11 protein-coding genes are annotated in these 11,731 nt (G+C 67.8%); 6 read left to right on the forward strand and 5 right to left on the reverse strand.

All coding sequences use genetic code 11. From position 1 onward, the window contains the following. Positions 1–7: 7 nt before the first annotated feature. Positions 8–610, reverse strand: a complete 603-nt coding sequence (locus tag LCM15_RS14855; protein WP_224857756.1) for a phospholipid-binding protein MlaC — start codon at positions 608–610, stop codon at positions 8–10. Beyond that, complete coding sequence (locus LCM15_RS14860) at positions 610–1,362, reverse strand: VacJ family lipoprotein (protein ID WP_224857758.1); 753 nt, start codon at positions 1,360–1,362, stop codon at positions 610–612. The genes LCM15_RS14855 and LCM15_RS14860 overlap by 1 nt, the downstream gene beginning before the upstream one ends. Positions 1,363–1,561: 199 nt before the next feature. Here LCM15_RS14860 and LCM15_RS14865 point away from each other — a divergent pair, with 199 nt between their 5' ends. The 6 genes from LCM15_RS14865 (at position 1,562) to LCM15_RS14890 (ending at position 7,421) form a co-directional block, all read left to right on the forward strand. After that, positions 1,562–3,292 carry a type I secretion system permease/ATPase gene (locus LCM15_RS14865; protein WP_224857760.1) on the forward strand — a complete coding sequence of 577 codons (1,731 nt, stop codon included), beginning with the start codon at positions 1,562–1,564 and terminating at the stop codon, positions 3,290–3,292. Beyond that, positions 3,289–4,596, forward strand: a complete 1,308-nt coding sequence (locus tag LCM15_RS14870) for an HlyD family type I secretion periplasmic adaptor subunit (RefSeq protein ID WP_224857762.1) — start codon at positions 3,289–3,291, stop codon at positions 4,594–4,596. Before LCM15_RS14865 ends, LCM15_RS14870 begins: the two co-directional genes overlap by 4 nt. A gap of 75 nt (positions 4,597–4,671) precedes the next feature. Beyond that, on the forward strand, positions 4,672–5,133 hold the full coding sequence (locus LCM15_RS14875) for a RidA family protein (protein ID WP_224857764.1): 462 nt from the start codon (positions 4,672–4,674) through the stop codon (positions 5,131–5,133). A gap of 5 nt (positions 5,134–5,138) precedes the next feature. Continuing rightward, complete coding sequence (locus LCM15_RS14880; RefSeq protein WP_412103293.1) at positions 5,139–5,888, forward strand: glycerophosphodiester phosphodiesterase family protein; 750 nt, start codon at positions 5,139–5,141, stop codon at positions 5,886–5,888. A gap of 46 nt (positions 5,889–5,934) precedes the next feature. Continuing rightward, positions 5,935–7,134 carry a GNAT family N-acetyltransferase gene (locus LCM15_RS14885; protein ID WP_224857767.1) on the forward strand — a complete coding sequence of 400 codons (1,200 nt, stop codon included), beginning with the start codon at positions 5,935–5,937 and terminating at the stop codon, positions 7,132–7,134. Continuing rightward, a complete protein-coding gene (locus tag LCM15_RS14890; protein ID WP_224857769.1) occupies positions 7,131–7,421 on the forward strand; it encodes a 4a-hydroxytetrahydrobiopterin dehydratase in 291 nt (96 codons plus the stop codon). Before LCM15_RS14885 ends, LCM15_RS14890 begins: the two co-directional genes overlap by 4 nt. A 51-nt stretch (positions 7,422–7,472) precedes the next feature. Here the strand turns inward: LCM15_RS14890 and LCM15_RS14895 are convergent, their stop codons facing one another. From LCM15_RS14895 to zigA, 3 genes are read right to left on the reverse strand one after another with little or no spacing between them, the layout of a single operon-like run. Beyond that, a complete protein-coding gene (locus LCM15_RS14895; protein ID WP_224857771.1) occupies positions 7,473–10,007 on the reverse strand; it encodes a cation:proton antiporter in 2,535 nt (844 codons plus the stop codon). 60 nt (positions 10,008–10,067) lie between these two features. Further along, complete coding sequence (locus LCM15_RS14900) at positions 10,068–10,376, reverse strand: DUF6525 family protein (protein WP_224857773.1); 309 nt, start codon at positions 10,374–10,376, stop codon at positions 10,068–10,070. Beyond that, entirely contained in the window at positions 10,376–11,596 is a 1,221-nt protein-coding gene (zigA, locus tag LCM15_RS14905) for a zinc metallochaperone GTPase ZigA (RefSeq protein ID WP_224857775.1), read from the reverse strand. The genes LCM15_RS14900 and zigA overlap by 1 nt, the downstream gene beginning before the upstream one ends. Positions 11,597–11,731: the final 135 nt, after the last annotated feature.

Genomic DNA, 11,731 nt, shown 5'->3' on the forward strand with positions numbered 1-11,731 from the left:
GCGCCGGTCAGCCGGCGCGCTTGAGGTCCGCGATCATCGCGTCGATGTCGCCGCGGCGGCGGTCGAGCATGGCGCCGATCTCGGTCCGTTCGGTGAGCAGCATGTTCACCCCCTCGACATACATGTTGTAGAAGCGCCCCGACGCCTCGCCGACGAAGAAGGTCACGTCGAAGGGCGACTCCCCGCGCAGCAGGGCAGTGGTCGACACCTGGTAGGCGTTCTTGACCTTCTTGGTGCCTTCGATCTCAAGCTGGCCGCCGATGAACTTGCGGAACTGCTTGCCGTACTTGCGGCTGGCATAGCCCGCGAAGGCATCGGTGAAGGCCTTCTTCTGCGCCGGGGAAGCGCGCCGGCCGTCTGCGCCCATCGCGTAGGCCGCGATGTAGGGCATGTCGCCATAGGTGCGGAAGATGCGTTCGAAATCGGCGATCATCGCGGCTTCGGATTTGCCCGAGTCGATCACCCGGTTGATATCCGCGAGCATGCGCTCGACCAGATCCGCGGCCTGCGCGCTGCTCACGGCCAGCGCGGCGCCGGGGAGCAGGGCGCAGAGCGCCGCCGCCCCGCCGCCCGCGACAAGATCCCTGCGGGTCAGAAAGTGCCGGGTCATCAAAAGCCCTCCGTGTCCAGTGCTTCGGGATCGATATAGCCCGCCGCGCCGGTCTCGGTATCTCCGATCTGGTGACGGCGGTAGGCGAGATAGCTGTTGCGGGTCTGGGCGTAGCTGTCGGCGCTGTCGTAGAGCAGCGTGTCGAGCGTGTCGCCATAGGCCACCCGGTCGGCCACCTTGCCGGCGGTACGGATGCCCACCGAATAGTAGCGCTCGGGGGCGGGCAGGGTGAAATAGCCCAGCGGGTTCAGGGCCAGATCGACGACCTTGCCCACGGCCTCGCGCTCGGTGGCGGGGCCGATGAGCGGCAGCTCGATATAGGCGCCTTCCGGCACGCCCCAGACATAGAGCGTCTCGCCGAAATCGCTCTTGTCCTCGGGCAGGCCGATCCGGCTCGCGACATCGAACAGCCCGGCCAGACCGACGGTGGCGTTCACCCCGAAGCGCGCGGTGTTCAGCGCGGCGCGACCGGGGCGGGCCTGCAGCAGCTGGTTCACCACGGTCTGCGGCGTGCGGACCGTGTCGGCCACGTTCGAGACCCCCGCGAGCACCGGCGCGGGGATGGCGCTGGCGCCACCTGCGCCACCGCCGCCAAGCGCGGAATCAACGCGCTTGTTGAAGGCGTGAACGCGGCGGTTGCCGGGTTCCTGGGGGTCGAAGATGCCATCCGGCGCGTCGCCCGGGCCCGGAACGGCACAAGCCGTGAGCAACAGGGCCGCGATGACCGGGGCGAGGGGCTTCAGTGTCGGCATACCGCACTCACCCGCAATTAAAGTGCATTGGAAATTTCCGTTCTTGCTATAGAAGGACCCATAATTGCAGATTGAGCCGGCGCCACAAGCAAGCGGCGCTCAGGGAATTTCCCTGTGTCGGATTGGCGACAGGATGAAGATTAAGACTTCTCCGCGTACACTGCGGTAAACAAGTCGACTTAAGGAGAGCGCATTCCAGATGCTACCGCGTTCGAAAGACGCCGGGCGGGACGAGCTGATCGCCGCGCGACGGCAGAGCAGGCCTTACTATTGGTTCGTGGCGATCTTCAGTTTCTTCGTGAACCTGCTGATGCTGACCGGCCCGCTCTACATGCTGCAGGTCTACGACCGGGTGCTGGGATCGCGCTCGATCGCGACGCTCATCGCGCTGTCGGCCCTCGTGGTCTTTCTCTACGGCATGATGGGCATCCTCGACTATGCCCGCGGGCGCGTCATGGCGCGGGTCGCCGCGCGGTTCCAGGCGGCGATGGACGTGCGCGTGTTCGACGCGGTGATGCGCCGCGCCGCGGTCAAGCCGGATGAGCTCTCCGCCACCGGCCTCAAGGATCTCGAGGCGATCCAGCGGCTGATGTCCTCGCCGGTGCTGATGGCCTTCTTCGACATGCCGTGGACCCCGTTCTTCATCGCCGGCATCTTCGTCTTCCATCCGTGGCTCGGCTACCTTGCGCTGGCCGGCGGGGTGATCCTGATCTTCGTGACCGTGCTGAACCAGACGTTCAGCCGCGCGCCGACGCTGAAATCGAACCACGCGCTGCTGGTCGCCGAACGCAACTCGGACGAGATCCGCAACGAGGCCGAGATGGTGCAGTCCCTCGGGATGCGTCAGGATGCCTTCCGGCGCTGGAACACCGCGCGCTCGGACGCGCTGCGCGGCCAGATCGGCACCAGCGACATCATTGGCACCTTCACCGTCGCCACCAAGACCTTCCGCCTGTTCCTGCAATCGGCGATGCTCGGGCTCGGCGCCTATCTCGTGCTGCAGGGCGAACTGACGCCCGGTGCGATGATCGCGGGCTCGATCCTGATGGGGCGGGCCCTCGCACCGATCGAGCTTGCCATCGGCCAGTGGCCCGCGGTGACCCGCGCCCGCAAGGGCTGGGACAGCCTGGCACAGCTTCTGACCGAAGAACCCCCCGAGGCGCAGCGCCTGCCGCTGCCCAAGCCCGAGGCGCGGCTCGAGGTCACGCAGCTGACCATCGTGCCACCGGGTGAGCATCAGGCGTCGCTGCGGCTGGTGAGCTTCGATCTCGAACCCGGGCACGCGCTTGGCGTGATTGGCTCGTCCGGGGCCGGCAAGTCGACGCTGGCGCGCGCCCTGACCGGCACCTGGGCGCCCGCCGGCGGCAAGATCCGGCTCGACGGGGCCGCGCTCGACCAGTACGGCCAGTCGCTGGGCGAGCATATCGGCTACCTGCCGCAGCGGGTGACCCTGTTCAATGGCACCATCGCCGAGAACATCGCACGCCTGTCCCACACGCCCGACCCCGCCAAGATCGTCGAGGCCGCGCGCAAGGCCGACGCTCACGAGATGATCCTCAAGATGCCGCAGGGCTACGACACCAAGGTGTCCTCCACCGGCGGTCGCCTTTCGGGCGGGCAGATGCAGCGCATCGGTCTGGCCCGGGCGATGTATGGCGATCCGGTGCTGCTGGTGCTCGACGAACCCAACTCGAACCTCGACAACGAGGGCTCCGAGGCGGTGAACCAGGCGATCCGCAAGATGAAGGCCGAGGGCAAGACGGTGATCATCATGGCGCACCGGCCCTCGGCGATCCGCGAATGCGATCTGCTCCTGATGCTCGAGCATGGCACCCGCGCGGCGTTCGGCCCGAAGGAAGAGGTGCTGCGCTCGCGGGTCAGGAACCACGAGCAGATTGCCACGGCCGCCGGCCCGGGAGGTGTGAGATGAGCGACCCTTCTGATAGCTTTTCGCTGCGCACGCCGATGACCTTCGGCCTGATGGCGCTGGTGGTCCTTGTCGCCGGCTTCGGCACATGGGCCGCCACCACCGAGATCTCGGGCGCGATCATCGCCGGGGGGCAGATCCAGGTCGATCAGAACCGCCAGGTGGTGCAGCATGTCGACGGCGGCATCGTCGAGGAAATCCTCGTGCAGGAGGGCGATACCGTCGAGCAGGGCGAGGTGATGATCCGGCTCGATCCGACGCTGCTGCGCTCGGAGCTGAAGATCGTCGAGGGGCAGTATTTCGAGCTGCTGGCACGCCGCGCGCGGCTCGAGGCCGAGCGCGACAACAGCGACGAAATCGTCTTTCCCGATCTCGTCCTGGCCCGGGCCGAGACCGACGACGAGGTGGCGGAACTGATCGAGGGCCAGCGCAACCTGTTTTTCGCCCGCCGCGATTCGCGCGACCGCGAGGTCGAGCAGCTCAACAAGCGCAGCGACCAGATCGGTAACCAGATCGAGGGGGTCGAGGCGCAGGTCGAGGCGCTGGCAGCGCAGCTCTCCTTCGTCGACGAAGAGCTCGAGAGCCAGAAGTCGCTTCTGGCCCGCGGGCTGGCGCAGGCCAGCCGGGTGCTGTCGCTGCAACGCGAGGCGGCGCGTCTCGCCGGCGAACGCGGTGAGCTGGTCTCCACCAAGGCGCAGGCCGAGGGCCAGATCACCGAGACCGAAATCGAGATCATCAAGCTCGACACCGCCCGTCGGGAAGAGGCGATCACCACGCTGCGCGACATGCAGTATCGCAGCCGCGAACTTGCCGAACAACGGCTGGCGCTTCTCGAGCAGCTCAAACGGCTCGAGATCACCGCGCCGGTGGCCGGGGTGGTCTATGGCATGACAGTCTTCGCGCCGCGCTCGGTGATCCGCGCCGCCGACCCGGTGCTGTACCTCGTGCCGCAGGATCGTCCGCTGGTGATCGCGGCGCAGATCGAGCCGATCCACATCGACCAGACCCATGTCGGGCAGGAGGTGACGCTGCGCTTCTCGGCCCTCGATCAGCGCACCACGCCCGAGCTGTTCGGCACCGTGACGCAGATCTCGGCCGACGCCTTCACCAACGAGGAAACCTCGGCAAGCTACTACCGCGCCGAGATCATTCTCAACGAAGGCGAGGCCGATAAGCTGCCCGAGGGGAGCACGCTGATCCCGGGAATGCCGGTCGAGGCCTTCCTGCGCACCGCCGACAGAACGCCGCTCGCCTACCTCGTGAAGCCCTTCACCGACTACTTCTCGAAGGCGTTCCGCGAAAGCTGAGCCACGGCCCATGCGGCTATTTCCATTGCGGCGCGGGGCGGATAGCCTCGCGCCGACTCACATCCGGAGGTTCCCATGAGCGATATCGATACCCGCCTGAACGAGCTTGGCCTGACCTTGCCCGAGGCGCCGGCCCCCGCCGCCAACTACGTGCCGTTCGTGCAGACCGGCAACCTCGTCTTCGTCTCGGGCCAGATCAGCCAGAACCCCGACGGGCTGATCCTCGGCAAGCTGGGCGCCGACATGGAGACCGAGGCCGGCGCCAAGGCCGCGGCCACCTGCGCGCTGGGTCTTCTGGCGCAGGTCAAGGCGGCCTGCGGCGGCGACCTGTCCAAGCTCAAGCGCGTGGTGAAACTCACCGGTTTCGTCAACTCCACGCTCGAGTTCACCGAGCAGCCCAAGGTGGTCAACGGCGCCTCCGACCTGCTGGTCGAGGTGCTGGGCGAGGCCGGGCGCCACTCGCGCTCGGCGGTCTCTGCCGCGTCGCTGCCGCTCGGCGTCGCAGTCGAGATCGAAGGCATCTTCGAGATCGCCTGAGCCACATGCTTCCTGCAAACTTCCTCGACCGGCCCATCGCGCACCGTGCCTATCACGACATCGCGGCGGGCCGGCCCGAGAACTCGGTCGAGGCGGTGATCGCCGCGATCGAGGCCGGCTATGGCATCGAGATCGACCTGCAGCTGTCCTCGGACGGCGTGGCGATGGTGTTCCACGATGACGACCTCGACCGCCTGACCGCCGAGACCGGCCCGCTGCGCGCCCGCAGCGCCGCCGCGCTTGGCGCGATCCCGCTCCGGCACGGCTCGAAAGGCATCCCGACCTTCGCCGAGGTGCTGGCGCTGGTGGCGGGGCAGGTGCCGCTACTGGTCGAGATCAAGGATCAGGATGGCGCCATGGGCCCCGATGTCGGCACGCTAGAGGCCGCCGCCGTCGAGGCGCTCAAGGGCTATGCCGGCCCGGTCGCGCTGATGTCGTTCAACCCGCATTCGGTGGCTGCGCTGGCGCGACTGGCGCCCGACATTCCGCGCGGGATCACCACCTGCGCCTATTGGGCCGCCGACGCCGGGACACTGCCCGAGGCCCGGCTGGAGGACCTTCGCGCCATCGCGGATTTCGACCGCACCGGCGCCTGCTTCATCAGCCATGACTGGCGCGACCTGACCGCGCCGCGCGTGACCGAGCTGCGTGCCGCCGGCGTGCCGGTGCTGTGCTGGACGGTGCGTTCGCCCGAAGACGAGGCCGCCGCGCGCGCGGTCGCTCACAACATCACGTTCGAGGGATACCCGGCTTGATCCCGTCGCTTTGCAGGCCAGATAGTGGCCGGCAGGGAAGACAGATATGACCGATCAAAGCCCCGACGGCAGCATCGCCGTCAACATCCTCACATCGCTGGACCAGATCGCGCCGGGCGACTGGGATGCCTGCGCCTGTCCCGAGGTCGCCGATGGCGGTCGGCCCAACGACCCGTTCACCACCCATCGCTTCCTGCACGCGCTCGAGGCGTCGGGCTCGGTCGGGCGCGGCACCGGCTGGGAGCCGCGCTATCTCAGCGCCGAGCTTGACGGCGAGATCATCGCCGTGGCGCCGCTCTACGCCAAGGGTCACAGCCAGGGCGAATACATCTTCGATCACAACTGGGCCCATGCCTACGAGAGCGCGGGGGGCGACTATTACCCCAAGCTGCAGATCGCCGTGCCCTTCACCCCGGCCACCGGTCGGCGCTTCCTCACCAAGCCGGGGCATGAGGCGACCGGCATCTCGGCGCTGGTGCAAGGCGCGGTGCAGTTCGCGGCGCAGAACGAGCTCAGCTCGCTGCACGCCACCTTCTGCACCGAGGCCGAGGCGATCGCCGGCGAGCGCATGGGGCTCTTGCGCAGGGTCACGCAGCAGTTCCACTGGGAGAACCACGGCTACGCCGATTTCGACGCCTTCCTCGCCAGCCTCAGCTCGCGCAAGCGCAAGAACATCCGCAAGGAACGCCGCACCGCGCAGGACTTCGGCGGCGAGATCCGGATGCTCACGGGCGACGAGATCGAGGCAGAGCACTGGGACAGCTTCTGGCGGTTCTATCAGGACACCGGCGCGCGCAAATGGGGCACGCCTTACCTGACCCGCGCGTTCTTCGAGATCGCCCACGAGACCCTGCGCGACGACATCGCCATGGTGATCGCCACGCGCGAGGGCCGCGACGTGGCCGGCGCGCTGAACTTCATCGGCCGCGACGCGCTTTACGGGCGCTACTGGGGCTGCGTCGAGGATCATCCCTGCCTGCATTTCGAGGCCTGCTACTATCAGGCCATCGACTTCGCCATCCAACACGGGCTCGGGCGGGTCGAGGCCGGGGCGCAGGGCGAGCACAAGCTGGCCCGCGGATACCTGCCGACCCAGACCCACTCGCTGCACTGGATCGCCGACCGGGGTTTCGCTGACGCCGTGGCGCGTTATCTGGAAGAGGAGCGGCGGGCCATCGGTCAGGATATCGAGATCCTGACAGCCTACGGCCCGTTCCGGAAGGAAATCAGGGAAGAACAGGAATGACCGAGAAACTCTCCGACACCGCCCGCGACACCGTGCTCGCACCGCTTTTCGAAAGCGGCTGGCACATGGTCGAGGGACGCGACGCAATCCACAAGACCTTCGAGTTCGCGGATTTCACCGAGGCGTTCTCGTGGATGACCCGCGCCGCGCTCTGGGCCGAGAAATGGGACCACCATCCGGAATGGAGCAATGTCTACAAGACCGTCGAGGTGACGCTCTCGACCCATGACGTAGGCGGGCTGTCCTCGCTCGACGCCAAGCTGGCGCGCAAGCTCGATACGCTCTGACCGCTGGCCGGCGCCGCCAGTCCGGTCACCCAAATCAGGACCCCGGCGCGCTCAGGCCGGGGTTCTCTTTTTCCGGGGCTTCGGCTCGGCGGCCGCAATGATCGTGTCAGGGTCGACGCCGCGCTTCTCGGCGCTGGCGCGGACCGCCTCGCGCAGGGTCTCGCTGCGCTTCAGCAGGCGCCGGAACCGCGCCTCGTCGAGCACCAGAAGCGTGCTCGGCACGATGGCGCGCGATTCGAAACGGCGCGGCTTCTCGGTCAGGACAGCCAGCTGTCCGAACATCTCGCCCCGGCCAAGGCGCCAGGACTGACCGCCGCGCTCGAGCTCCACCGCGCCGGTGGCGATGAAATATACGCTGCGCGCGGTGCTGTCGGGGCGCAGGATCACCTCGCCGGGGTTGACGTACCGCGTCGACAGCGCCTTGGCGAGCTGCTTGACCGAGGGGGCGTCGAGATCCGAGAACAGCGGGAATTGCCGTACCAGCTCGGAACGTTGCAGGGCCACGTCGAGGCGCGGGCGCTTTTCGCTGGCGGCGCGGCGGGCGGAGATGTCCTGCATCAGCGAGGTGTGCAGCTCCTCGCCGATCAGCCCGTCGGCCAGCATGTTGTCGTACTCGCGTTCCTCCAGCCGCAACTGGGTGCGGCGGATGAAGTGGCGCTCGAGCGTTTCGGCATAGCCCGGATATTGCAGCCGCAGCCCTTCGAGCGCGGTGTTGACCGTCTCGACGCGGCGGCTCAGCAACTCTGTCAGAAGCTCCGACACCCGGCGCCCGTGGATGCGGCGGATGCGGCCATGGATGAAGCCGTCGAGGTCGCGCAGGATCAGCTTCTGCGACAGCAGCAGCTCGAACCGGTCGGAGGTCAGCCGCGACAGCGGGGCCGAGAAGCCAACGCGGTTGTGCAGCAGCGCCGCCAGCCGGAAGCCCTTGCCATAGGCGACGACGCGGCGCGCGGCACGGCGGTAGCCACTGCGTCCGCCGGTGCGAGTGGCCTCGATCATCCGGTCGGCATCCGACAGCAGGATTTCCGACAGGCGCGAGGAGATCGAGTGGTCGCGCACGCGCTCGATGATGGTGTCGCGCTCGGCCCCGGCCAGCGCGATCAGGCCCAGCGTCACGCGGTCCTTGTCGAGGATCTCGGTGTCTTCCTCGGCCTGTTTCACCGCGTCTTCGAGGCGTTCGCCGAAATGCTTGGCCTCGCTGCGGATGATGCGCTGGTCGAGATCGTAGTTCGCGGTGGTGCGCGAGACATCCTCGCGCACGGTCTGCAGCGACACCGCCACCACCTGCTTCGACAGCGCCTGATCGAGCGGCGAAAGCTGGTCGAGCCCGAGCTTGCCGATCACCCAGCGCAGCGTGGTGCCCTGCACCAGCAGCGTGAACAGCGTGAAGCCGGTGGCGAGGATGCCGACCTGGCGCTTGATCTCGACCGGGACGCGGAAGTTCTCGGTCACTGCCAGTGCCAGCGCCAGCGTGACGGCGCCGCGCAGTCCGCCCCAGAGGATCGCGCTGCGATAGGGCGGCTCGACCGGTGGCGACAGGCGCAGCCGGCCCATGATCGGCAGCACGAGGAACAGGATGAAGGCGCGGGCGGCGATGGCGGCGAGCACGACCACGAGCACCAGCCCGGCATCGGAGAGGCGGAACTCTTCGAGCATCCGCGGGATCAGCAGGGCGGCGAGGATAAAGATCAGCGCCCCGGCCCAGTGCGCCAGCAGGTCCCAGACCTCGCGCAGGTTGGTCCAGGCCTCGGGCGGCAGCCGTCCGGGACCGACGATGTTGAGCGTGAGGCCCGCGGCCACCACGGCGATCACGCCAGAGGCCCCGATGCTCTGCTCGGCGGTGATGTAGGCGAGGTAGGGCAGGGCGACCGAGATCGACTGCTGCGCCAGCTCGTAGCGCGCGAACAGTCCCATCAGCCGCACGGCGATGCGGGCCAAGAGCCAGCCGCACAGCGCGCCGCCGACGATCAGCTGCGGGAACTGGCTCAGCGCGTCCTCGAGCGTCGGGTCCGGGAGGCCCAGCATGACGAAGCCGAGGAAGAAGCCGAAGAGCGCGATGGCCGCGGCGTCGTTGAGCAGGCTCTCGCCCTCGATGATGCGCGCCAGACGGCGCGGCGCCGAGAGCGAGCGGAAGATCGAGATCACCGCGGAGGGGTCCGTGGTCGACACGATCGCGCCGATCAGCAGGCAGGCCGCCAGCGGCAGGGTCGAGAACCACGACAGCGCGTAGCCGACACTGAGCGTGGCGACCACCACCGCGCCCACGGCCATCAGCAGGATCGGCACCCAATCGTCGAGCATCCGGCGGATGTTGAGCCCGAGCGTCGCCTGAAACAGCAGCGTCGGAAGGAAGACATAGAGGAACACGTTGGCGCGGATCGGCAGGCCGAGAATGGCCTCGGCCACCGGGTTGAGCGCATCGGTGAGCGTGGTGCGCAGGAAGAAGATCGCACCGGCCGCGATCAGGATGCCTAGCACGGCGAGGATCACGCTGTAGGGCAGCCGCAATCGCGCCGCGAGCGGCTCGGCCAGACCAATAACAAGAAACAGCGACGCGATGACGGTCGTGATGACAACGATGTCCATGGCCCTCGCAATAGCGGGAAACACCCGGTCTTCGGAAGGTCTGAAAACGCCGAAACCGCTTTATATCACGCAACTGCGAGGGGTTTTGGGCGATTGGCCGCCGCCCGGGAGCGGGCCGAGCGCGTCCCGGGCGAGCTGCTTGCGTTCGATCTCTGTCATCCGGGCAAGCGCCGCGTCGGGATCGCCGCCGCTCAGTGTCAGGCTGCGCTGCCACGCCCGCTGCGCCGAGCGCGGCGACCACGGCAGCGCCGCCTGCGCCAGCCAGCGCCGCAGCGCCGGCGGCAGGCGGTCGAAGCGCTGCATCGGGTCGCCGCTTTGCCGGCGGCGGGGCAGGGCGCTCTGGCCGTTATGGGCCCCGGCGCGCGCCATCAGGCCGCCTCGCCGGCGCGGCGCCAGCCGGGGAACGGATCCTCGAGCGTGGTCCAAAGCTCGGGGGTGAAGCCGGTATCGGCCTTCAGCAGCGCCGCATCGAGCGCCTCGGTGATCGCGGCGTGATCCATGCCCGCGCCGATGAACACCAGCTCCTGCCGCCGGTCGCCCCACGGCTCCTGCCAGTGCTGCGCCAGGTAGGCCTGCGCCTGAGGGTGATCGGGGCGCCGGGCCTCGGGCACGGTGGCCCACCACATGCCCATCGGTCGGATGCTGCTCAGTGCGCCCGCCAGCGAGAACTCCGCCAGCCACTCGGGCCGGGTGGCGATCCAGAAATGCCCCTTTGCGCGGATCACGCCGGGCAGCGGACCGTTCAGCACGTCGTTGATGCGCTGCGGATGAAACGGCCGCCGGGCCCGGTAGACGAAGGACGAGACGCCGTATTCCTCGGTTTCCGGCACGTGATCGGCGAAGCCGTAGAGCTCCTTGGCCCAGAGCGGATGCTCGTGCGCGGTGGCGAAGTCGAACAGGCCGGTATCGAAGATGCGGTCCTGGGGCACCTGCCCGAAATCGGCCTCGAGGATCTGCGCATCCGGGTTCAGCGCCATCACGATCAGCCGCGCCGCATCGGTGCGGTCCTTGCCGGCGGCGCCCACCTTGTTGAGCACGACGACGTCGGCGAATTCGATCTGGTCCACCAGCAGATCGACCAGCGTGCGCTCGTCGGCCTCGCCCAGGCTCTCTTCGCGATCCCTGAGGAAATCGTGGCTGGCGTAGTTCTGCAGCAGGTTCACCGTGTCGACCACCGTCACCATGGTGTCGAGCCGCGCCACGTCCGAGAGGCTTTGCCCCAGCTCGTCGCGGAACTCGAAGGTGGCGGCGACGGGCAGCGGCTCGGAGATGCCGGTGCTCTCGATCAGCAGATAATCGAAGCGGTTCTCGGCGGCGAGGCGGCGGACCTCCTGCAGCAGGTCATCGCGCAGCGTGCAGCAGATGCAGCCGTTCGACATCTCGACCAGCGTCTCCTCTGTCTGGCTCAGGTCGGCGCCGCCGTCGCGCACCAGATCGGCATCGATGTTCACTTCCGACATGTCGTTGACGATCACCGCGACCCGGCGGCCTTCGCGGTTGTTGAGCACCTGATTGAGCAGCGTCGTCTTTCCGGCCCCGAGGAAGCCGGACAGGACGGTGACGGGGAGGCGAGGGTCTGGGGCGGACATCGTGGATCCTTCGGGTTCGATTCTGGCATGTTATAACATATCAATTACGTCGCGCGGCGGATCGGTTTCAAGCCCAAATTTCCGCACGTCGCTCATCGGCAGGAAGATGCGCTCAGGTGACGCGGCCGTGAAGCG

Source organism: Salipiger bermudensis (assembly GCF_020171625.1).
Taxonomy (GTDB): Bacteria; Pseudomonadota; Alphaproteobacteria; order Rhodobacterales; family Rhodobacteraceae; genus Salipiger; species Salipiger bermudensis_B.